This is a genomic window from Stenotrophomonas sp. 24(2023) (genome assembly GCF_030913365.1).
Lineage (GTDB): Bacteria > Pseudomonadota > Gammaproteobacteria > Xanthomonadales > Xanthomonadaceae > Stenotrophomonas.
Map to the genome: position 1 here is coordinate 1,771,961 of NZ_CP133160.1, position 22,176 is coordinate 1,794,136.

A 22,176-nucleotide genomic window follows, 5' to 3' on the forward strand; every position below is an offset into this window, starting at 1 on the left:
GCCGGCGCCCGCGGCGCGGCCGGCTCAGCCCTGGCGCGCGCGCAGCTTTTCCAGCACGCCGTCCAGGGCGTCCAGGTTGGCGTAGTGGATGATCAGCTTGCCCTTGCCGCCGCGGCCATGGTTGATCGCCACGGCGGTGCCGAGGGTCTCGGAAAGCTCGTTCTGCAGCGAGGCGATGTCGGCCTGCAGCACCTTCGGTGCGGCCACCGGGCGGTTGCTGGGCACCTTGCCGGCGGCAAAGGCCTGCGCGCGGCGCTCGACCTCGCGCACCGACCAGCCCTCATCGGCCGCTTCCTGGGCCAGCTTGCCGGCCAGTTCCGGGGCCAGGGTCAGCAGCGCGCGGGCATGGCCCATTTCCAGCCGGCGTGATTCCAGCAGCACGCGGATGGCCACCGGCAGTTCCAGCAGGCGCAGCAGGTTGGACACCGCCGCGCGCGAACGGCCGACCGCTTCGGCGGCTTCGGCGTGGGTCAGCGCGAACTCGCTGATCAGCCGCTGCAGCGCTTCGGCTTCTTCCAGCGGGTTGAGGTCTTCGCGCTGGATGTTCTCGATCAGCGCCATCGCGATGACGGTGCGGTCTTCCAGCTCGCGCACCACCACCGGCACTTCGGTCAGGCCGGCCAGCTGCGAAGCGCGCCAGCGGCGTTCGCCGGCGACGATTTCGTAGTTGCCCGCGGGCAGCTGGCGCACCAGGATCGGCTGGATGACGCCCTGCGACTTGATCGAATCGGCCAGCTCGCCCAGCTTGGATTCGTCCATCTCGCGGCGCGGCTGGTACTTGCCGGGCTGCAGCTGGCCCACCGGCAGCTTGCGCAGCACTTCACCGGGCAGCGGTTCGATCACGGCCGATGCCTGCACCTGGCTCACCGCGCCCTTCGGGCCCAGCAGTGCGTCCAGGCCCCGGCCGAGGCCACGCTTCTTCGCTGCCGGCTTGGTGGTCATCAGACGGTCTCCACGGCCTTGGTGGCCTTGTTGCGTTCGTTGTTGCGGCGGATGATCTCACCGGCCAGGCCAAGGTACGCCACGCCACCGCGCGAGGTCCGGTCATAGCCGACGATGCTCTGGCCATGGCTGGGCGCTTCGGCCAGACGTACGTTGCGCGGCACGATGGTACGGAACACGCGGTCACCGAAGTGTTCGGTCAGCTCGGCCGACACGGCATTGGCCAGGTTGTTGCGCACATCGAACATGGTGCGCAGCACGCCTTCGATTTCCAGCACCGGGTTCAGGTTGGTGCGCAGCGCTTCGATGGTTTCCACCAGCGCGCTCAGCCCTTCCAGCGCGTAGTACTCGCACTGCATCGGCACCAGCACCGAATCGGCCGCGGCCAGGGCGTTGAGGGTCAGCAGCGACAGCGCCGGCGGGCAGTCGATCAGGATGTAATCGTAGTCACCCAGCACCGGTGCCAGCGCGCGCTTGAGGCGCTGCTCGCGCTCGCCCTGCGCCATCAGCTGGATTTCCGCGGCGGTCAGGTCGATGTTGCCCGGCAGCAGGTCGTAGCCTTCGGCGGTCTTGACCCGCACGTCGGCGGCGAGCGCTTCGCCCAGCAGCAGGTCATAGGTGGACGCGGCCAGTTCGCGCTTGTCCACGCCGCTGCCCATGGTGGCGTTGCCCTGGGAATCCAGGTCGACCAGCAGCACGCGCTTGGGCGCGTTGGCGAGAGCGGCGGCCAGGTTGACGGCTGTCGTGGTTTTGCCGACGCCACCTTTCTGGTTGGCGATGGCGATGATGCGGGCCATGCAGGTGAGCCTCGTCGACGGTTGCTGGGACCGGTCATTATGCGTACAACCGGCCCCGGGCGGAAATCATCAATCGCCAACCCGTTGTTCCATAAGGGGCCGGCGCGGGGGTTCAGGGGCCGCGAACGGTCACCAGATGGCGTTCACCGGCCAGTCCGGGCACCACCAGCGGCTGCACCTGCTGGACCTGCCAGCCGGCCGGCAGCTCGGCGATCTCCTCATGCGGGTAGACGCCCTTCATCGCCAGCAGCACGCCACCGGGGCGCAGCAGATGGCCGCCGACACGGACGATGCCGGCCAGGGTATCCATCGCGCGGGCGGTCAGCTGGTCGTAGCGGCCAGCCTCGTCCAGCGCCTCGGCACGCGATTCGGCCACCCGCGCATTGCCCAGCCCCAGCTGGCGCACGGCTTCGCGCATGAAGCGCGCCTTCTTGCCGTTGCTTTCCACCAGGGTGACCTGCAATCCCGGGCAGGCGATGGCCAGCGGAATGCCCGGCAGCCCGGGGCCGGTGCCCAGGTCGGCCAGCGTGCCATCGGCCACATGGGGCTGCATGGCCAGCGAATCGAGCAGGTGGCGGGTGACCATCTCCTGCGGGTCGCGGATGGCGGTGAGGTTGTAGGTCTGGTTCCAGCGGTGCAGCAGGGCCAGGTAACGCAGCAGCGGCGGGGCCAGCGCGGCGTCCAGGCCCATGCTGGCCAGGCCCTGTTCCAGCGTGGCCGCCACGCCGGGCGGGAGGGTGTGTTCGCTCATGCCGGCATTATCGCCGGTTTTGCCCGGCACACCGGCATTGCTGCATGCATTACAGCGTGTGCCAGGCCAGTGCGGCGCGGAACTCGTCGCTGGCCTGCCATTCGTGCAGGTGCCAGCGCGCCGGCGCGCCCAGTTCCGGATCGCACCAGGCCAGGTGCAGCGCGCCATCGGCCAACGGGGCCAGCTGCAGCCGGTGCAGGCCGAACGACAGGCCCTGGCCCTGGGCCTTGAGCACGGCTTCCTTGGCGCACCACACGCGGAAGAACCAATGGTCGCGCTCGGCCTCCGGCAGCGCCTCCAGCCACTGGATCTCGGCCGGATGGAAGAACCGGCGGATGATTTCCAGCTGGCGCGGCCGTGGCCGCAGCAGTTCCAGATCGACCCCCAGCCGCACGCCGGTGCCGGTGGCCACCAGCAGCACGTTGCCGCTGTGGCTCCAGCCCACGCCCTGTTCGGCCAGGGCCCCGGTGAACAACGGCCGGCCGCGCGCATCGCGTTGCAGCGGCAGGTCCAGCGGTTCGCCGCCCAGCGCCTGCGCCAGCACCACCCGCGCCTGCGGCTCGCCGCGCTGGCCCGGGACATGCGGGCAGCGCCAGACCGTCACCGGCCCGAAACGCCAGGGCCCGGCCAGCGTGGCCGGCAGGCTCACCCCGCCCTCCCGGGCAGGCTGCACAGGGGGTTCACGGCGCTGCGCGTCAACTGTCGGTGGTTCCAACCCGGAGGCGTGACCATGGGCATCATCATCTGGCTGATCGTCGGCGGCATCGTGGGCTGGCTGGCCAGCATCATCATGAGGCGCGACGCCCAGCAGGGCATCATCCTCAACGTCGTGGTGGGCATCGTCGGCGCGTTGATCGCCGGCTGGCTGTTCGGTGGCGGCATCAACGAGGCCATCACCATCCGCACCTTCCTGTTCTCGCTGATCGGCGCGGTGATCCTGCTGGCGATCGTCAACCTGTTCACCCGCAAGAGCATACGGTGAACCGAGCGACCGCGCCGGGCGTGGCCCGGCGTGGTCGTCAGCCGATCTGCACCCATGCCGGGGCGTGGTCGCTGGGCCGTTCCCAGGTGCGCGGTTCGCGGTCGATGCCCGAGGCCACGGCACTGGCCTTGAGCGCGTCGGACACCAGGGTCAGGTCGATGCGCAGGCCCAGGTTGCGGCGGAAGCCGGCGGCGCGGTAATCCCACCAGCTGAACACGCCGGCCTCCTCGTTGTGCAGGCGGAAGCCATCGTGCAGGCCCAGCTGCAGCAGCTTGTCCAGCGCCGCGCGTTCGGCGGTGGAAGTCAGGATATGGTTTTCATCCCACACCGCCGGGTCGTGCACATCGCGCGCGTCCGGGGCGATGTTGAAGTCGCCCAGCACGATCAGCTTCGGATGGCGCTGCAGTTCCTGCGCGATCCAGCCATGCACGGCCTCGAGCCAGCGCAGCTTGTAATCGTACTTGTCGGTGCCGATGTCCTGGCCGTTGACCACGTACAGGTTGATCACCCGCAGGTCACCGAAGGTACCGGCGATGACGCGCTTCTGCTCGTCCTCGAAGCCGGGAATGCCGATCTGCACGTCCTGCGCCGGCTCGCGCGACAGCAGTGCCACGCCGTTGTAGGTCTTCTGGCCGGCGAACACGCTGCGGTAGCCGGCGGCGATCAGCGCCGCATCGGGGAACTTGTGGTCCTCCAGCTTGGTTTCCTGGATGCCGACGATGTCCGGGCCGAAGTCCTTGAGCCACTGCTCCAGGTGCGGCAGGCGGACATTGAGCGAATTGACGTTCCACGAGGCGATTTTCATGGGGGCATTCTACCCGGGTGGGCGGGGCTGGGCGCCCATGCACCCCGGTAGTCGCCAACCTGGGTTGGCGCCGAGGCCCCACGCGTGCCAACCCAGGTTGGCACCTACCGGAACCTGGTCCCGTCGGTAGAGCCACGCCATGCGTGGCTTCGCGTCGCTTCAGCGCACCAACAACCGCAACAGCCCCGCAATCTTCGTATACGGCGGTCGCAGCCGGTCGGTCACCGCCCAGCGCGGCTGCCACAGCACTGGCAGCAGGTGGCTCATGCGATCAAACCCGGCCCGGCCATGGTAGGCGCCCATGCCACTGGCCCCCACGCCACCAAACGGCAGGCCGTCGGCGGCGAAATGCAGCAGCGTGTCATTCACCGTAACCCCACCGGCCACCACCTGGCCGAGGATGCGCTCGACCGTGGCGCGGTCATCGCTGAACGGATACAGCGCCAGCGGCCGGTCACGCGCCACTACCTGCGCCAGCGCCGCCTCCAGATCCGCATACGCGCGGACCGGCAGGATCGGCCCGAAGATCTCCTCGCGCATCAGGTCCAGGTCGTCCGGTGGGTCCAGCACCACGGTCGGTACCAGCAACCGCTCCCGGTCGGCACGCGCGGCATCGACCTGGGCCAGCGGGATGACCGGCACGCCACGCTCGCGCGCCTGCGCCAGATAGCCCTGCAGGCGCCGGTACTGGCCGTCGTTGATGATGCGCGTGTAGTCGGTGGCATCGCTGAAATCGCCGTAGCGTTGCCGTACCTGCTGCTGCAGCGCCTGCACGAATTCGCGCTGGCGTGCGGTGTCGATCAGCACGTAGTCCGGTGCGATGCAGGTCTGCCCGGCATTGAACCACTTGCCGGTGGCCAGCCGCGCGGCCGCCTTGTCCAGGGGGAAACCGCGGCAGACGATGGCCGGCGACTTGCCGCCCAGCTCCAGCGTGACCGGTACCAGGTGTTCGGCCGCGGCGGCCATCACCTTGCGCCCGACCGCGGTGGAGCCGGTGAACAGCAGATGGTCCAGCGGCAGGGCCGCCACCGCAGCGGCCACATCCGCCCCGCCCTGCACCACCGCCACGCGATCAGGCGGAAACACACTGGCCAGCAGATCGGCCAGGAATGCACTGGTGCGCGGGGTGTGTTCGGACGGCTTGAGCAGCACATGGTTGCCGGCGGCGATGGCGGTCGCCAGCGGCACCAGTGCCAGCGTGACCGGATAGTTCCAGGGCGAGATCACCCCGACCACGCCCAGCGGCGACGGTCGCAGCTGCGCGCGCGCCGGCCACAGCTTCCAGCCTGCCGATACGCGCTGCGGCTTCGACCAGCGGCGCAGGTGGCGGCGCAGGTGGTCGATGGCCGACAGCACGCTCATGCCATCGGCGATGCGTGATTCATCGTGTGAGCGATGGCCGAAATCATCGGCGATGGCGATGGCCATCTCATCCAGGCGCGCCTGCAGGGCCGCACGCAGGCGGCGCAGGTCGTCGTCGCGCTGGTCCAGCGAGGGACGCTGCGTCTGCCAGGCATGGCGCAGGGCCTGCAGGACGGCAGGGAGGTCGGCCGGGAAGGGGGTCGTCATGGGTCGACTATACGGCGTGCCGCGTTGACGGCGATTGACGCGCGCACCGGGGTCGGATGCCTTCCGCACGCGAAAGGGATCTGACCCCGGAAACAAACAGAAAGGCCGCGGTCTGCACCGCGGCCTTTCCTTCATCCTCTGCAACCACCGGTTACTTGGTGATGTCCACGTCCTTGGTTTCCTTCAGGAGCAGGCCGCCCACCACCACCGACATCAGCGCGATGATGATCGGGTACCACAGGCCGTAGTACAGGTTGCCGGTACCGGCCACCAGCGCGAAGGAAATCGCCGGCAGGAAGCCACCGAACCAGCCGTTGCCGATGTGGTATGGCAGCGACATCGAGGTGTAGCGGATGCGGGTCGGGAACAGTTCGACCAGGTAGGCGGCGATCGGGCCGTAGACCATGGTCACGTACAGCACCAGCAGCCACAGCATGAAGATCGTACCGGCGTAGTTGATGCGGGCACCGTCGGCCTTGGCCGGGTAGCCAGCGCTGGTCAGGGCGCCCTTCAGCTCGGCACCGAAGGCATCACCCTTGGCCTTGCCTTCGTCCTTGGTCAGGCCAGCGGCTTCATACGAGGTGACCTGGCTGCTGCCCACGCTCACCACGGCCAGCGAACCCGGGGCGGCCGGCTGCACGTCGTAGGGCACGCCAGCCTTGGTCAGCGCGGCGGTGGCCACGTCGCAGGAGCTGGTGAACTTGCGCATGCCCACCGGATCGAACTGGAACGAGCAGGTGGCCGGATCGGCGATGACCAGTGCCGGCGAGGAAGCGCGGGCTTCTTCGATGGCCGGATTGGCGAAGTGGGTCAGGCCCTTGAAGATCGGGATGTAGGTGATGGCCGCCAGCAGGCAGCCGGCCAGGATGATCTTCTTGCGGCCGATGCGGTCGGACAGCCAGCCGAAGAAGATGAAGAACGGCACGCCCAGCGCCAGCGCGCCGGCGATCAGCAGGTAGGACGTGGTGGCATCCACCTTGAGCATGCTGCTCAGGAAGAACAGCGCATAGAACTGGCCGCCGTACCAGACCACGGCCTGGCCGGCAGCCGCGCCGAGCAGGACCAGCAGCATCAGCTTCAGGTTGCCGCCCTTGAGGCTGTCACGGAACGGGGTCTTGGAACCCTTGCCCTCGGCCTTCATCTGCTGGAACAGCGGCGACTCGCTCAGCTGCAGGCGGATCCACACCGAAATGCCCAGCAGCAGGATCGAGACCAGGAACGGAATGCGCCAGCCCCAGGCTTCGAAGGCTTCGTTGCCCAGGAAGTAGCGGCAGGCCAGGATGATCAGCAGCGACATGAACAGGCCCAGCGTGGCGGTGCACTGGATGAAGCTGGTGTACAGGCCGCGCTTGTCATCCGGCGCATGCTCGGCCACGTAGGTGGCCGCACCGCCGTACTCGCCGCCCATCGCCAGGCCCTGGGCCAGGCGCAGGATGATCAGGATCACCGGGGCGGCGAAGCCGATCGAGGCATAGTTGGGCAGCACGCCGACCAGGAAGGTCGAGATGCCCATGATGAGGATGGTCACCAGGAAGGTGTACTTGCGGCCGATGCGGTCGCCGAGGCTGCCGAAGAAGGCCGCGCCGAACGGGCGCACGAAGAAGCCGGCGGCGAAGGCCAACAGCGCGAAGATCATGCTGGTGGTTTCATTGAAACCACTGAAGAACTGCTTGGCGATGATGGCCGCGAGCGAGCCATACAGGAAGAAGTCATACCATTCGAACACCGTGCCAAGGCTCGACGCGAAGATGACCTTCTTGTGGCCTTTGGTCAGGGTGCCCGCGGCGTTGTGCGCGGTGCTGGGTGTGCTGGACATGGACGCTTCCCCTCCGAAGCAATCGTTGTTGGCAGGTGCCGGCATGGGCCGACACCCGTGTTTCTGTAGGTGCCGACCTTGGCCGGCACTCGGCTAGAAGCTGTATTTCGTGGTGAACTGCAGGCGGGTGATGTCACCCTTGGTGCCGTTCTCGATCTCGCGGCGGCCGAACATCAGCTCGGCACCCACGTCGACCTTGGGCAAGGGTGAATAGAAGATGTTGCCGCGGATGCTCTGCACGCTCTTGGTGACCAGCGGGCCGAGGCTGCCATCGTTGTCGTAGTCGCTGCGCGCGTAGATCAGGTTGGTGCGCAGCTTCGGCGTGAAGGCATGGCGCCAGCCGACATAGCCGGCGATCACCCCGGTCGGGTTCAGTTCGTCGCGGGCGATGTCATAGGCGGTATCGGCGGTGACCCCCAGGCCGATGTAGCGGGCGATGCCTTCGCCGCCGGTCAGCTGGTAATGCAGGGTATCGCTGTCACCCATCACCCACTTGCCGCCCAGGGTCAGGCCGCCGGCCACCTTGTCGGCCTTGGCGCCGGTGGCCTGGTTGTCCACCTTCAGCTGGCGGACCAGGCCGCCGACCCCGAAGGTGCCCCAGCCGCCCTTCCAGCCGTAGCGCAGGGTCAGGTCGGGCAGGCCACCGCGGTCGGAGTTGGCGCTGGCGTTGGTCCAGGCACCGGTGACCGGGTTGCGGGTGCCGGTCAGCGTGGTGGTTTCCGGGTTTTCCAGGGCCACGCTGAAACCGCCCTGGGTGTAGCGGATCTGTGCCTGGCGCACGAAGATCGTGCCGTCGGTCGGGCCCACGAAGTCCACCGCCTCCGGCAGCGCGGCCGCATCCATGAAGTTGGACCAGGTCTGGCCGGCCAGCCAGTTGTTCCAGTACATGTAGGCGTGGCGCAGGGTCACGCCATAGGTGTTGGTGGCGGTCTGGTTGCCCAGCGAATTGCCGAAGAAGTCCATTTCGAACAGCGCACCGGCCTTGTTGCCGCCTTCGGTGACGGTGTCGATGCCCAGGTTGAAGCGCGAGAACTTGGCGTGGGCATTGAAATCGGTGCCCGAGCGGCGGCCGTTGCCGCCGGCGCCTGCAACCGGCGTCTGTCCGGGCAGGTACAGCGCGCGGCCGGTGGCGTCGTCGGCCAGCTGGCCATCGCTGGTCTGGGTGGCCAGGAAATCGGCCTTGATGAAACCACCGATCTTGACCGTGGTGCCCGGTGCGGCGCCTGGGGTCAGGGTGGTGATCTGGATCGGCTGCTTGCCCGCCGGCACGGCCGGCTTCTGTTCGGCCTGCACCGTCCTCACTTCGGTGACGGCCTGCTGGGTCTGCGTGATCTGGGTCTGCTGCTGTTGCTGCGCCCCCAGCAGCAGCTGGACCTGGCGTTCCAGCTCGGCAACGCGTGCTTCCAGCGCTTTCTCTTTGGCGGTGTCGGCCAATGCCATGCCCGGTGCGACCAGGGCGACCAGCAGGCAGGCCGCCAAGGGGTTGCGCACGGCTTTCAACGTACGGTGGCTCATGTTGCCCTCTCTCCCAAGTGGCAAGGTGATGCCGCGCGTGGGGCACGGTCGGGCCGAGACTGCGGCGCGTCCGCGCGCACCGGCTATTGGCCATTGGTCGAACGCCTGGCGCGCCGCAGGGGCCTGCGCACGGTGCGGCCACGGCTGCGCCTGCCTTGCCACTGCAGGCCTTTCGACCATCGTCTAAGCAGGGTGGTGACGCGACCGGGGGTGGATGGGGCAAACTGGTGGGGATCGGTCGCCGCGATGCTGCGACCGCACATACAAAGTCAACGTGCGAGTGAGGGTGCCATGGCTGATCTTTATCCCGTCGATCCGCAGTTCGCCGCCAAGGCGCGCATCGACAAGACGACGTACCAACAGCAGTACCAGGCCTCGGTATCCGATCCTGATGCCTTCTGGGGCAAGGCCGCCGAACGGCTGCAGTGGATGCGCAAGCCGACCCGGATCAAGAACGTCAGCTACGACCTGGCTGATTTCCGCATCAAGTGGTTCGAGGATGGCGAACTCAACGCCAGCGTGAACTGCCTGGACCGCCAGCTGGCGACCCGTGGCGACAGGACCGCGCTGCTGTTCGAGCCGGACAGTCCGGACGCGCCGGCCCAGCACGTGACCTACCGCGAACTGTACGAACGCACCTGCCGCCTGGCCAACGCCCTGCGCAACCTGGGCGTGAAGAAGGGCGACCGGGTCACCATCTACCTGCCGATGATCGTCGATGCGGCCGTGGCCATGCTGGCCTGCGCGCGCATCGGTGCCATCCACTCGGTGGTGTTCGGCGGCTTCGCCCCGAACTCGATCGCCGACCGCGTCAGCGACTGCCAGAGCAAGCTGATCATCACCGCCGACGAAGGCCTGCGCGGTGGCCGCAAGGTGCCGCTGAAGGCCAACGTCGATGCCGCGCTGAAGCTTCCCGGTACCAATACCGTGGAAACCGTGCTGGTGGTGCGCCACACCGGCGGCGCGGTGGACATGCAGGCCCCGCGCGACCGCTGGTTCCATGATGTGGTGGACAGCCAGCCGGCCACCTGCGAACCGGAGCCCATGAACGCCGAAGACCCGCTGTTCATCCTCTACACCTCCGGTTCCACCGGCAAGCCCAAGGGCGTGCTGCACACCACCGGCGGCTACCTGCTGTACGCGGCCTACACCCATGAAGCGGTGTTCGACCTGCGCGAGGACGACATCTACTGGTGCACCGCCGACGTGGGCTGGGTGACCGGCCACAGCTACATCGTGTACGGCCCGCTGGCCAACGGCGCGACCTCGCTGATGTTCGAAGGCGTGCCCAACTACCCGGACACCTCACGCTTCTGGAACGTGATCGACAAGCACAAGGTGAGCATCTTCTACACCGCGCCCACCGCCATCCGTGCCCTGATGCGCGAAGGCGAGGAGCCGGTGAAGAAGACCTCGCGCGCGTCGCTGCGCCTGCTCGGCAGCGTCGGCGAACCGATCAACCCGGAAGCCTGGCGGTGGTACTACGAGGTGGTCGGCGACAGCCGCTGCCCGATCGTCGATACCTGGTGGCAGACCGAAACCGGCGGCATCCTGATCTCGCCGCTGGCCGGCGCGATGGACCTCAAGCCGGGCTCGGCCACCCTGCCCTTCTTCGGCGTGCAGCCGGCGCTGGTCAACGCCGATGGCGAGATCAAGGACGGGGCCACCGAGGGCAACCTGATCATCCGTGATTCCTGGCCGGGCCAGATGCGCACGGTCTATGGCGACCACCAGCGCTTCATCGATACCTATTTCCGTACCTACCCGGGCAGCTACTTCACCGGCGACGGTTGCCGCCGTGACGAGGATGGCTATTACTGGATCACCGGCCGCGTGGACGATGTGATCAACGTGTCCGGCCACCGCATCGGCACCGCCGAGGTGGAAAGCGCGCTGGTCTCGCACCCGAAGGTGGCCGAAGCGGCGGTCGTGGGCTTCCCGCATGACGTCAAGGGCCAGGGCATCTATGCCTACGTGACCCTGGTGGCCGACGAGGCACCCAGCGAGGAACTGCACAAGGAACTGGTGGCATGGGTGCGCAAGGAGATCGGCCCGATCGCCACGCCCGACCACCTGCAGTGGGCGCCGGGCCTGCCCAAGACCCGCTCGGGCAAGATCATGCGCCGCATCCTGCGCAAGATCGCCGAGAACGCACCGGACCAGCTCGGCGACACCTCCACCCTGGCCGACCCGTCGGTGGTGGCCTCGCTGGTGGAGGAACGCAAGGTACGCTGACGCAACACCCGGGGTGAGGCCTTGCCACCAGGACAGGCCCACCCCGACCGGTTTCCCCCACGGTTGCCCCCCATGACCACCCTCCTGATTGCCGATGACCACCCGCTGTTCCGCGAAGCCCTGCGCGGCGCCGTACAGCGGGTCATCCCCGGCGTGCAGCTGTTTGAAGCCGACAGCGTGGAAGCGCTGTACGCGCTGGCCGACCAGCACAACGATGCCGACCTGGTCCTGATGGACCTCAACATGCCCGGCGCCCAGGGCTTCAATGCCCTGGTGCACATGCGCTCGCTGCACCCGCACCTGCCGGTGGTGGTGGTGTCCGCGCGCGAAGAACCGACGGTGATGCGGCGTGCGCTGGACCACGGTGCATTCGGCTTCATTCCCAAATCCGCCGATTCGGACACCATCGGCCACGCCCTGGGCACCATCCTCGATGGCGAGACCTGGGCCCCGCCGGAAGCGCACAACGTACCGCCGACCGGGCGCGAGGAGCGCGAGGTGGGCCAGCGCCTGCGTGAACTGACCCCGCAGCAGTTCCGCGTCCTGCAGATGCTCGGTGCCGGCCGCCTGAACAAGCAGATCGCTTACGACCTCAACGTGTCCGAAGCGACCATCAAGGCGCACGTCACCGCGATCCTGCGCAAGCTCGGCGTGACCAACCGCACCCAGGCGGTGCTGATGGCCGGCAAGCTGGCCATCGACGACGACGCCATCGTGCTGCCGCCGGAAGAAGATTGAGGGTAGCGCCGGCCGCTGGCCGGCAATCGCCTGCAACCGTCCCGGCAGGTGCCACGCTTGCCCGGCACGCGTCTGCTTCGCCCTGATATAGCCTGCGCTATGAAAACCAGCCGGACCTGCGCGTTTACCCGGAAATGCGCCACGTACAAACCGCGGTGCTAAGCTTCGCGTCCCCTTGGGGAGTAGCCGGATTCCTTCGCAGGAATCGTCCACGTCAACATACTCGGCCAGTGCGCCGTGGCGTGGACAACCATGATGGTTGGCGAGACCAGCGGCCCGCGCGCGCAACATCAGGTTGGGCGCGAGCGTGGGCCGTGCGTCCGTCCTTGCCCGGCCTTCGATTGCCCCATGTCTCCTGTTTCGATCCTCCTGATCGGCTTTGCCATGTCCACCGATGCCTTCGCTGCGGCGATCGGCAAAGGCGCTGCCATGCGCAAGCCCGTGTTCCGTGATGCACTGCGCGCCGGCCTCATCTTCGGCGTCATCGAAGCCATCACGCCGGTCATCGGCTGGCTGCTCGGCCGCGCCGCGCTGCAGTACGTGGAAGCCTTCGACCACTGGATCGCCTTCGGCCTGCTGGCCGCGCTGGGCGTGCACATGATCATCAATGGTGTACGCCCGGACAGTGCCGGCGATGATGAAGACCCTTCCCAGCACCATGGCTTCTGGAAGCTGGCGCTGACCGGCTTTGCCACCAGCATCGACGCGATGGCCGTCGGTATCGGGCTGGCCTTCATGGATGTGCATATCGGCGTGATGGCCGCCGTCATCGGCCTGTGCACGCTGACCATGGTCACCGCCGGCATCATGCTCGGCCGCGTGCTGGGCAGCATGGTCGGCAAGCGCGCGGAGATCATCGGTGGCGTGATCCTGGTGATCATCGGCGCCACGATCCTGTACGAGCACCTGCACGCGGTGGGGTAAGGCCGGCACCCACGCCGGGCTGTGACCTGCAGGTAGCCGCCCGGCAGCTGGCCGCTACCCGCGGCCGGCCGCATCACGCAGCGCCGCCAGGAAGGCACGCAGCGAGGCCGGCTTGATCGGCTTGGTCAGCACGCGGTAGCCGCGCTCGCGCGCCAGGCGCTTGAGTTCGTCGCGGCCGTCGGCGGTCAGCAGCGCGCCCGGCAGGGGATAGCCGGCCGCCTCGCGCAATGCGACCAGCGCATCCAGGCCATCCATGCGGTCATGCAGGTGGTAATCCACCAGCATCACGTGCGGGCGCCGGGCCACCTGCTGCAGCGCCTGGTCCACGGTCGCCGCGGTGATCACCTCGGCCTGCCAGCGCCCCAGCAGCGCGCGCATGCCATCAAGGATCTCCTCGTCGTTGTCCACGCACAGCACGCGCAGCCCGGCCAGCGAATCACCACGTACCGCCGGCGCCGGCGTGGTGCTGGGGGCCGGCGGCACGTCCAGGTAACCCGGCAGCGGCGCTACCCGCGGCAGGATGATCGAGAACATCGAACCGCTGCCGACGCGGCTGCGCGCATTGAGCCGGTGGTCGAGCAGGCGCGAGATGCGCTGGCAGATCGACAGGCCCAGCCCCAGCCCCTGCTCGCCCCAGTCGAAGGGCTGCTGGTAGCGGTGGAACTCATCGAAGATCTGCTGCATGTGATGCTCGGGAATGCCCGGCCCGGTATCCCACACCTGCAGTTCCACTTCGTCACCGCGGTGGCGTACCGCCAGCACGATGCGGCCCTGGCGCGTGTAGCGCAGGGCGTTGGCCAGGAAGTTCTGCAGCACGCGGCGCAGCAGGCGGCGGTCGCTGCGCACCCAGGCCGGGCGCGCGAACAGGTCCAGGCGCAGGCCACGGCCGGCCGCCACCGGGGAGTACTGCGCGGCCAGTTCGCGCATCAGTGCACTGGCATCGAACTCACCGATCACCGGGTGCAGGCCGCCGGCATCCAGGCGCGATACGTCCAGCAGGCCATCGAGCAGCTCCTCGGCCGCACGCAGCGAGGCATCCACGCGTTCGGCCAGGTGGCGCTGCTCATCGCTGTTCTGGTGACTGTCGCGCAGTGCCGAAGCGAACAGGCGCGCCGCGTTCAGTGGCTGCAGCACGTCATGGCTGATCGCCGCCAGGAAGCGGGTCTTGGACTGCTGTGCGACTTCGGCTTCGTGCGAGCGCTCGGCCACGCGCTGCTCCAGCGTTTCATTGGCCTCCAGCAACGCCCGTTCCGCGCGCTTGTAATCGGTGATGTCGTTGTAGCTGGTGACGTAGCCGCCGCCGGGCAGCGCCTGCCCGCGCATCTCGATCACCTTGCCGTCGCTGCGGGTGCGCTCGAACACATGGGGCGAACCGGCACGCATGTAACCGATGCGGCGGTTGATCTGCACCTCGATGTCACCCTCGCCCAGCTCGCCGCGCTCGGCGTTGTAGCGGATCAGGTCGGCCACCGGCCGGCCCACGTAGAGCATGCCGTCGGGATAGCCGAACATGTCCTGGTAACGGCGGTTCCAGGCCGTCAGGCGCATGTCCGGGTCGATCACGCTGACCCCGGCGCTGATGTTTTCCAGCGTCGTGGACAGGATTTCGCGGTTGAAGCGCAGCTCCTGCCCCGCCTCGTCCAGCACCGCCACCACTTCGCCCAGGTCCATGCCCGAGCCGCGCAGCAGGCTGGTCAGCAGCAGGCGTGCGGAGGCCGCACCGATGGATGCGGCCAACAGGCGCTCGGTGAACTGCACCCAGGGACGGTCCGCCGGGGCGGAAGGCTGCAGTTCGCGGCCCAGCGACTGCGCCTGCTCGAAGAAGGAACGGCGTGCATGGCGCTCGCCCACCACCCGCGCCGCCAGCGCCAGCAGGTCGCCCACGTGCACATGGCCCGGCCAGCCACCGGCCACCGAGGGCCGCCGCGCATACGGGTCCAGGAACGGGGCCGCGCGCAGGCGCTCGTCCACGCCCGGGCGCCAGCGCGCGGACACCAGCATCATCGTCGCGGCATTGACCAGCAGCGACCAGAACGTACCGTGGGTCAGCGGGTCCCAGCCGGACATGCCGAACAGCTGCTGCGGGCGCAGCCAGGTGATGCCGAACGGGCCCTGCTCGACCCAGCTGGTTTCCACCCAGCCGGCCAACGTCATCGCCGGCAGCAGCAGCGTGTATAGCCAGGTGGCGAAGCCGGCCAGCATGCCGGCTTCGACGCCACGGCGGCTGGCACCGCGCCAGTACAGGCCACCGATCAGGCCCGGCGCGAACTGCGCCACCGCCGCGAAGGCCATCAGGCCATAGCTGGCCAGGGTGCTGTCGTTGCTGCTGCTGCGGTAGTAGCTGTAGGCCATCAAGGCCAGCAGCAGGATCGCCAGACGGCGGATCCACAGCACGCGCGAGGCCACGTCGGCCGCTTCCTGGTGGTCGCCACTGCGCCGCAGCAGCACCGGCATCACCAGGTCGTTGCTGACCATCGTCGCCAGCGCGATCGAGGAGACGATGACCATGCCGGTGGCGGCGGAGAAACCGCCCACGTAGGCCACCAGCGCCAGCGCATTGCGGCCCTCGGCCAGCGGCAGGGCCAGCACCATCGCATCATCGGCCACCGGCCCGCCGCTGCCGAACAGGGTGACGCCTGCGGTGGCGATGGGGATGACCATCGCCGAGATCACCACCAGGTAGCCGCCGAACATCCAGCGCGCGCGGCGCACATCACGCACGTCACCGCATTCGACCACGGCCACGTGGAACTGCCGCGGCAGGCAGACGATGGCCAGGAAGCTGAGCAGTGTCTGCGAGATGAAGCCCACCGGCGGCAGGCCGGTGAACAGGGTGTGCACCGACTCGACCACCGCATCGCTGCGGTCACTCAGCCAGACGTAGGCGAACACGCCCACGGCCACCATCGCCACCAGCTTGATCACCGATTCCAGCGCGATGGCCAGCATCATGCCGTGGTGGTGCTCGGTGGCATCGACCTGGCGGGTGCCGAACAGCGTGGCGAACAGGGCCATCAGCAAGGCCACGTACAGCGCCGGGTCGCTGAAGTAGCCGGTGGGCCCGCTGCTGCCGGTCAGCACCTGCAGGCTCATCGCCACGGCCTTGTACTGCAGGGCCAGGTAGGGAACGATGCCGATCAGGGCGATGATCGCCACCAGCGCGGCCAGCCGGCGCGAGCGGCCGAAGCGCGAGGAGATGAAGTCGGCGATGGAAACCACGTTCTCGCTGCGCGCGATCAGCGCTAGCCGCTCGATGATGCGCCAGCCGAACAGCAGCAGCAGCAGTGGCCCCAGGTAGATCGGCAGGTAGCCCACGCCGTTGCGCACGGCGGTACCCACCGCACCGTAGAAGGTCCATGACGAGCAGTACACCGCCAGCGCCAGGCTGTAGACCACCGGGCGCAGCCACGGGCGGTCCGGGTACATCGGCCGGCGATCACCCCACCACGCCACGCCGAACAGCAGCGCCGCATAGGCAACCGAGACCAGCAGCAGGATCCAGCTGGAGACCACGCGCGCGCTTCCGTCGAAGGAACCCGCAGTGTAGGCCAGACATGGCCGGGTGTACGGGCTCGGTGGGGGCAGCTACCCCCACCGCCGTGGGGGCCTGCGCGGTGCGGGCCACGACCGGCGGTCGTGGCCGGCGCCTTACTGGGCGGGCACGCCCATTTCCTTCAGCAGTTCCGGCGCCGGGTAGACCTTGGCCAGCAGCCAGCGCAGGTAGCGCATGTCCACGTGCACCGCACGCTTGTAGCGCGGGTCGAACCACCAGCTGGCACTGACCGATTCCCAGTTGCTGTCGAAGTTCAGGCCGATCAGTTCGCCCTTGGCATTGAGCACCGGCGAGCCGGAGTTGCCGCCGGTGGTATCCAGGTTGGTCAGGAAATTGACCGTCTGGGTCTTCAGCGCAGGATCGGCGGTGCTGCCGAAGTCGCCCTTGGCGATGGCCGCCAGCAGCGGCTTGGGCGCGTCGAAGGGATAGGCGTTGGTGTTCTTTTCCACGATGCCGGCCACGGTGGTCACCGGCGCGTAGGTCACACCATCACGCGGGTGCAGTGCCTCGACCTTGCCGTAGCTGATGCGCAGGGTGCGGTTGGCATCCGGGTACACGGCGCGGCCCTGCTTGGCACGCCAGGCGAACAGCGCCTGCATGTAGGCCGGGCGCAGGCGCAGCTGCTCGCCTTCGCGGGTCTTGCTCTCGTTCTCGATGCGCAGCTGGGCCACCACCAGCGGGCCGGCGACGGCGATCAGCGGATCGGCAGCCAGCGGCTTGCCCTCGCGTGCGGCGGCGAAGCGCGACAGGCGCTGCGCCTCGTCACCCAGCTGGGTGCTGGCATAGAGGGTGTCCAGCGCCTTGGCCAGCTGCTCCGGGGTACGGCCGAAGGCCGCGTCGAACTCGGCCACGCGCTGCGCGTCGGGCAGCTGCTGGTAGCGGGTCAGCAGGGTGGTCAGCAGGGCTTTTTCCACCGCCGGGGCATAGCGGCGCTGCACCTGCTTGAGCACGCCCTCGATCAAGGCCTGGTCACGCTGCTGGTAGCCGCTTTCACGCTGCGCATCGGGCTTGGCCGATTCAAGGCGCAGCCGCTCCAGCAGCAGGGCCGAACGCAGCAGCTGGCTCTGGGCGGCCAGCTGGTCCAGCAGCAGGTCACGCTCGCCCACCGCTGCGCCCTGCGACAGGTTGGCCAGCAGCGCCGTGATGTCGCCCTGGTACTTGCGGTCGGTCGCGGCCAGCATGGCCTTTTCATCAGCGGCACGCTGGGCCTTGGCATCGCTGCGCAGCAGGCCTTCCAGTTCACCGGCGGCGCGCTTGCGGTTGTTCTTCAGCGACTGCAGCTGCGAGGCATAGCGGGTGCGCGCCTGCGCATCCTTGGCGCTGGCGGCCTCGATGGTGTCGATCATCTGCTGGAACACCGCCACGCGGCGCGGCAGCACGGCATCGATCTGCCCGGCAAATTCGGCCGCGGTACGGTGGCGGTAGGTGATGCCCGGGTAACCGGCCAGCATCGCGTAGTCGCCTTCCTTCGGGCCTTCCACCGACATCTGCAGGTGCGCCGGTGCCTGGTAGGGCACGTTGTCCTTGCTGTACGCGGCCGGCTTGCCGTCCTTGCCGACGTAGGCACGCAGCAGGGTGAAATCGCCGGTGTGGCGCGGCCACATGAAGTTGTCGATCTCATCACCGTAGTTGCCGATCGCGCGCGGCGGCGCGTAGACCAGGCGCACGTCACTCAGTTCCAGCTGGGTGATGCGGTAGAAATCGGTGCCGTAGTACATGTCCGCCACCGAGCAGCGCACGTTGCCAGGGCGCTCGCAGTCGGCCACGATCTGCTTGCGGGCCGCATCCACGGCATCGAAGTAGGCGCGACCGGTCTTGCCACGGGCCTTGGCCAGCACCTGGTCGGTCACCTTGTCGAAGCCCACCGTGACCAGCACGCGGAAATCGGGGTTGGCCGGACGTTCGTCGGCACGGCCCCGGGCAATGAAACCTTCATCGATCAGGTTGTGCTCGGGCGAGCTGTTGTACTGGATCACGCCCATCGCCACGTGGTGGTTGGTCAGCAGCAGGCCGTCGCTGGACACGAACGAACCGGTGCCACCGCCGGCACGTACCACCGCGCTCAGCGGCGGTGCGGTCACGTTGGCCAGGTCGGCCGGGTTGCCCTGGAAACCGGCGGCCTGCAGCGGCTTGGCCAGGTCCGGCAGCTGGGTCGGCATCCACATGCCTTCGTCGGCATGGGCGCCCGCAGCGAGGGTCAGGCCCAGGGCCAGGGCGGTGGGAAGGGCTTTGCGTGGCGACATGGGTGCATCCGGTACGTCAGAACAGCCCGGGACCATAGCCGCTGGGGCCGGACGGGGCAACGGCCGATGGTTGGGGCAGGCACATCCGGGCCGCTTCCATGCCTACAATCGCGCTTCATCACGCGCAGGCAAGGACGCAGCATGATCGTCGGCATCGACCTGGGGACGACCCACTCGCTCATCGGTGTTCACGGCCCGGACGGGCCGCGGCTGTTTCCCAATGCCCACGGCGAACTGCTGACACCCTCGGTGGTCAGCCTTGATGGCGATGCGGTGCTGGTGGGTGCCCCCGCCCGCGAACGCCTGGTCAGCCGCCCCGGCCAGAGCGTGGCCCATTTCAAGCGCTGGATGGGCAGCGACCGGGAAACCCGGCTCGGTGACCGTGTGTTCCGCGCCGAGGAACTGTCGGCGCTGGTGCTGCGTTCGCTGCTGGCCGATGCCGAAGCCGCGCTCGGCCAGAAGGTGGAGGAAGCCGTGATCAGCGTGCCGGCCTACTTTTCCGACGCCCAGCGCAAGGCCACCCGTGCCGCCGGCGAACTGGCCGGCATCCGCGTCGAGCGCCTGATCAACGAGCCCACCGCCGCCGCGCTGGCCTATGGCCTGCAGCAGCGCGACGAAGAAGGCCGGGTGCTGGTGCTGGACCTGGGGGGCGGTACCTTCGATGTGTCCCTGCTGGAGCTGTTCGAGGGCGTGGTCGAAGTCCACGCCAGCGCCGGTGACAATTTCCTGGGCGGCGAGGATTTCCTGCAGGTGCTTGAGCAGGCGTTCCTGGCCGAGCATGGGCTGCGTGCCGACAGGATCAGCCCGGCCGAGCGCGCCCAGCTGCTGCGCCGCCTGGAACGGCTCAAGCGCGAACTGAGCCAGCAGGGCCAGTGCAGCCTGGACATCACCCTGGCCGGCCAGTCGCGGGCCTGGCAGCTGGACGAGGCACGCTACGCGCAGCTGTGCGAACCACTGCTGCAGCGCATGCGCACGCCGATCGAACGGGCCCTGCGTGATGCCCGCCTGCAGCCGGATGCACTGGATGACATCGTGCTGGTGGGCGGTGCGGTGCGCATGCCGATGATCAGCCGCCTGGTGACCCGCATGTTCGGTCGCCTGCCGCTGCGTCACATCAATCCGGACCAGGCCGTGGCACTGGGCGCGGCCGTCGCCGCCGGGCTCAAGGCCCGCGACCAGTCGCTGCAGGAAACCGTGCTGACCGATGTCTGCCCGTACACCCTGGGCACGCAGGTATCGCGGCGCGGCGCCGATGGTGGCGAACGCACGGGCTACTTCCACCCCATCATCCAGCGCAACAGCGTGGTGCCGGTCAGCCGGGAAGACAATTTCTTCCCGATGCACGACCACCAGACCCTGTTGATCATCGACATCTACCAGGGCGAAAGCCCTACGGTGGACCGCAACATCAAGCTGGGCGAGCTGCGCATTCCCCTGCCCGGCAAAGGCCCGGCGTCGGAAAAGGGCGTGACCACGCGCTTCACCTATGACGTCAACGGGCTGCTGCAGGTGGAGGTGACCGAACATGCCAGCGGCACCCGCCACGAGCTGATCCTGGAGCAGAACCCTGGCCTGCTCTCGCCGGTGCAGATCCAGCAGCGTCTTGCGGCGCTGGGCAACCTGAAGATCCACCCGCGCGATGCCCAGCAGAATCTGGCCGTGGTGGCGCGCCTGGAACGCCTCTACGCCGAATACATCGACCAGCGCCAGACGCTGCAGGAATGGCTGGCGCAGTTCCGCAGCGCGCTGGACAGCCAGGACCTGCCACGCATCGCGCGGGATCGCGACGAACTCAGCCAGGCGCTGGATACGCTGGAGCGCAGCCCGTGAGCTGGGGCCTGGACGTACTGGAACTGGGCCAGGATGCTGACGAGCGCAGCATCAAGCGCGCCTACGCCAAGCGCCTGCGCGTCACCCGCCCGGATGACGACCCGGTAGCGTTCCAGCAGCTGCACGAGGCCTACCAGGCGGCGCTGTCATGGGTGCAGCAGCACCCACGCGCGCCCAGCGGCGACGATCCCGGCATGCCATGGGAGCCGTCGGTGGAGGCGGGGCAGGATGTACCGCTGCCGGACCCGCCAGCGGTACACGATGCCGTCATGCACGGGCATGATCCGGTGCGCCTGGTGGAAGACAGGGGGACGTCGTTCGCCGTGCCCGCGCATGCCTCCACCCCGACCGAAGCCCCGTTGCGAAGCATCGAAACGATGGTGGCGGACATCCTGCAGAAGCTGCGCACGCCCGATGGCGTGGTGCCCGCTGCCGATCTGGCGGCATGGCTGCAGGCGCAGCCGGAGCTGTGGTCACTGCAGGGCAAGCCGCGCATCGGCTGGGGCGTGCTGGAGCAGTTGCAGGAACAGGCACCGCCCGTGCATCGGGACGTCTTCGACGCGCTGGCCACCGGTTTCGGCTGGGATGACGTGCACAGCGGCATCGACGCCATGCAGCTGCAATGGATCGCCCACCGCTGCGAACAGGCCTGGCTGATGTCGCCCGCTGGCCAGCGGACCCTGGCCTGGCAGGTGTCACAGCGGCAGGGAACGGTCACGCTGCCCGACATGCCTGCAGTGCTGGAGCGCCTGCGCCGGCCCCGCAGCCGGTGGCGCAACGTGCTGCAGGCCCTGCCGCGATCACGACCGGACACCACCGTGTTCACCCTGGCCGTACTCGGCTACTGGCCGGAGCGGCAGGTACCACCGGGCCTGTCCGCGCCACAGGTGGCGTTCTGGTCCCGCTTCGGCAGCCGCGACGACCCGATGCGCTTCCGCATCGGCAGCCTGCGCGCCTGGCTGGCAGGGGTGTTCTGCGGCCTGGTCTGCCTGCTGGGCGTGGTCAACAGCTGGCCACTGGCCCCCTCGGAAGGCGGGCTGCCGGGCAGCAGCGTCGCCGCACTGGTGCTGGCCATCGGCACGGTGCTGATACCGGCCGGGTGGTACCTGTGGAGCGGCCTGCGGCGCCTGATCCTCTGGCAGTCCGAGCCGGCGCCATCGGGGGACGGGCGGCGGATCGCGCTGATTCCCCTGCTGGTCCTGGCCATCGCCGGCGTGCTGCTGGGGCTCGGCTACGCCAGCGTGGCGCCATTGCTGGATGTGGTGCTGGGGCGTGGGCTGGTGTTCGCGCTGGTGATGCTGGCACTGGCCGGGGTCAACGGCCAGCGCCACCGGCTGGGCAAGGCCGACGAACACACCATTGACCGGTTCGCGTTCTTCCCCGGCATGGTGCTGCCCTGGCTGGGGCTGCTGATCGCGCTGGGCTACTGGGCCTACGGGCTGTTGCTGCGGCGCAGGCAGCCCGGGCAGTACTGAG

At 68.4% G+C, this 22,176-nt stretch carries 16 protein-coding genes and 1 riboswitch; of the genes, 6 read left to right on the forward strand and 10 right to left on the reverse strand.

The genetic code is table 11. The annotated features are described in order from the left end of the window. Nucleotides 1–24 precede the first annotated feature (24 nt). The 4 genes from Q9R17_RS07840 to Q9R17_RS07855 all read right to left on the reverse strand — a co-directional run bounded on the left by Q9R17_RS07840 (nucleotide 25) and on the right by Q9R17_RS07855 (nucleotide 3,139). Complete coding sequence (locus Q9R17_RS07840; RefSeq protein ID WP_308157858.1) at nucleotides 25–942, reverse strand: ParB/RepB/Spo0J family partition protein; 918 nt, start codon at nucleotides 940–942, stop codon at nucleotides 25–27. Continuing rightward, on the reverse strand, nucleotides 942–1,739 hold the full coding sequence (locus Q9R17_RS07845; protein WP_308157859.1) for a ParA family protein: 798 nt from the start codon (nucleotides 1,737–1,739) through the stop codon (nucleotides 942–944). The genes Q9R17_RS07840 and Q9R17_RS07845 overlap by 1 nt, the downstream gene beginning before the upstream one ends. Before the next feature lie 112 nt (nucleotides 1,740–1,851). Next, the gene (gene rsmG / locus Q9R17_RS07850) at nucleotides 1,852–2,490 is read right to left on the reverse strand and encodes a 16S rRNA (guanine(527)-N(7))-methyltransferase RsmG (RefSeq protein WP_308157860.1); all 639 of its coding nucleotides are present in this window, start codon (nucleotides 2,488–2,490) and stop codon (nucleotides 1,852–1,854) included. A gap of 49 nt (nucleotides 2,491–2,539) precedes the next feature. Beyond that, nucleotides 2,540–3,139 carry a 4'-phosphopantetheinyl transferase superfamily protein gene (locus Q9R17_RS07855; RefSeq protein ID WP_308157861.1) on the reverse strand — a complete coding sequence of 200 codons (600 nt, stop codon included), beginning with the start codon at nucleotides 3,137–3,139 and terminating at the stop codon, nucleotides 2,540–2,542. Nucleotides 3,140–3,220: 81 nt separating this feature from the next. On the opposite strand from Q9R17_RS07855, the gene Q9R17_RS07860 reads away from it, so the two are divergent. Next, nucleotides 3,221–3,472: a GlsB/YeaQ/YmgE family stress response membrane protein gene (locus Q9R17_RS07860; RefSeq protein ID WP_308157862.1), complete on the forward strand. Its 252-nt coding sequence runs from the start codon at nucleotides 3,221–3,223 to the stop codon at nucleotides 3,470–3,472. 37 nt (nucleotides 3,473–3,509) lie between these two features. Here the strand turns inward: Q9R17_RS07860 and xth are convergent, their stop codons facing one another. The 4 genes from xth to Q9R17_RS07880 all read right to left on the reverse strand — a co-directional run bounded on the left by xth (nucleotide 3,510) and on the right by Q9R17_RS07880 (nucleotide 9,177). Next, entirely contained in the window at nucleotides 3,510–4,277 is a 768-nt protein-coding gene (gene xth / locus Q9R17_RS07865) for an exodeoxyribonuclease III (RefSeq protein ID WP_308157863.1), read from the reverse strand. A gap of 159 nt (nucleotides 4,278–4,436) precedes the next feature. Further along, nucleotides 4,437–5,846: a coniferyl aldehyde dehydrogenase gene (locus Q9R17_RS07870; protein ID WP_308157864.1), complete on the reverse strand. Its 1,410-nt coding sequence runs from the start codon at nucleotides 5,844–5,846 to the stop codon at nucleotides 4,437–4,439. A gap of 151 nt (nucleotides 5,847–5,997) precedes the next feature. After that, nucleotides 5,998–7,662 (reverse strand): MFS transporter, encoded by a 1,665-nt coding sequence (locus Q9R17_RS07875; RefSeq protein WP_308157865.1) that lies wholly within the window; start codon nucleotides 7,660–7,662, stop codon nucleotides 5,998–6,000. A gap of 93 nt (nucleotides 7,663–7,755) precedes the next feature. Beyond that, nucleotides 7,756–9,177 carry a DcaP family trimeric outer membrane transporter gene (locus tag Q9R17_RS07880; RefSeq protein ID WP_308157866.1) on the reverse strand — a complete coding sequence of 474 codons (1,422 nt, stop codon included), beginning with the start codon at nucleotides 9,175–9,177 and terminating at the stop codon, nucleotides 7,756–7,758. Nucleotides 9,178–9,468: 291 nt separating this feature from the next. Here Q9R17_RS07880 and acs point away from each other — a divergent pair, with 291 nt between their 5' ends. The 3 genes from acs to Q9R17_RS07895 all read left to right on the forward strand — a co-directional run bounded on the left by acs (nucleotide 9,469) and on the right by Q9R17_RS07895 (nucleotide 13,074). After that, nucleotides 9,469–11,412, forward strand: coding sequence for an acetate--CoA ligase (acs, locus tag Q9R17_RS07885; protein ID WP_308157867.1), 1,944 nt, complete (start codon nucleotides 9,469–9,471; stop codon nucleotides 11,410–11,412). 72 nt (nucleotides 11,413–11,484) lie between these two features. Continuing rightward, complete coding sequence (locus Q9R17_RS07890) at nucleotides 11,485–12,150, forward strand: response regulator transcription factor (RefSeq protein WP_308157868.1); 666 nt, start codon at nucleotides 11,485–11,487, stop codon at nucleotides 12,148–12,150. A gap of 171 nt (nucleotides 12,151–12,321) precedes the next feature. After that, a riboswitch (yybP-ykoY riboswitch) is annotated at nucleotides 12,322–12,489 on the forward strand. A gap of 9 nt (nucleotides 12,490–12,498) precedes the next feature. Further along, nucleotides 12,499–13,074, forward strand: coding sequence for a manganese efflux pump MntP family protein (locus tag Q9R17_RS07895; protein ID WP_308157869.1), 576 nt, complete (start codon nucleotides 12,499–12,501; stop codon nucleotides 13,072–13,074). 54 nt (nucleotides 13,075–13,128) lie between these two features. Here Q9R17_RS07895 and Q9R17_RS07900 read toward each other — a convergent pair whose 3' ends face one another. Together Q9R17_RS07900 and Q9R17_RS07905 are read right to left on the reverse strand one after the other, a co-directional pair. After that, a complete protein-coding gene (locus tag Q9R17_RS07900) occupies nucleotides 13,129–16,587 on the reverse strand; it encodes a PAS domain-containing hybrid sensor histidine kinase/response regulator (protein WP_308157870.1) in 3,459 nt (1,152 codons plus the stop codon). Between the two features lie 135 nt (nucleotides 16,588–16,722). Further along, nucleotides 16,723–18,870 carry a S46 family peptidase gene (locus tag Q9R17_RS07905; RefSeq protein WP_308157871.1) on the reverse strand — a complete coding sequence of 716 codons (2,148 nt, stop codon included), beginning with the start codon at nucleotides 18,868–18,870 and terminating at the stop codon, nucleotides 16,723–16,725. 141 nt (nucleotides 18,871–19,011) lie between these two features. Here Q9R17_RS07905 and Q9R17_RS07910 point away from each other — a divergent pair, with 141 nt between their 5' ends. After that, nucleotides 19,012–20,700 carry a molecular chaperone HscC gene (locus tag Q9R17_RS07910; protein ID WP_308157872.1) on the forward strand — a complete coding sequence of 563 codons (1,689 nt, stop codon included), beginning with the start codon at nucleotides 19,012–19,014 and terminating at the stop codon, nucleotides 20,698–20,700. Next, nucleotides 20,697–22,175, forward strand: coding sequence for a molecular chaperone DnaJ (locus tag Q9R17_RS07915; RefSeq protein ID WP_308157873.1), 1,479 nt, complete (start codon nucleotides 20,697–20,699; stop codon nucleotides 22,173–22,175). The genes Q9R17_RS07910 and Q9R17_RS07915 overlap by 4 nt, the downstream gene beginning before the upstream one ends. Nucleotide 22,176 lies beyond the last annotated feature (1 nt).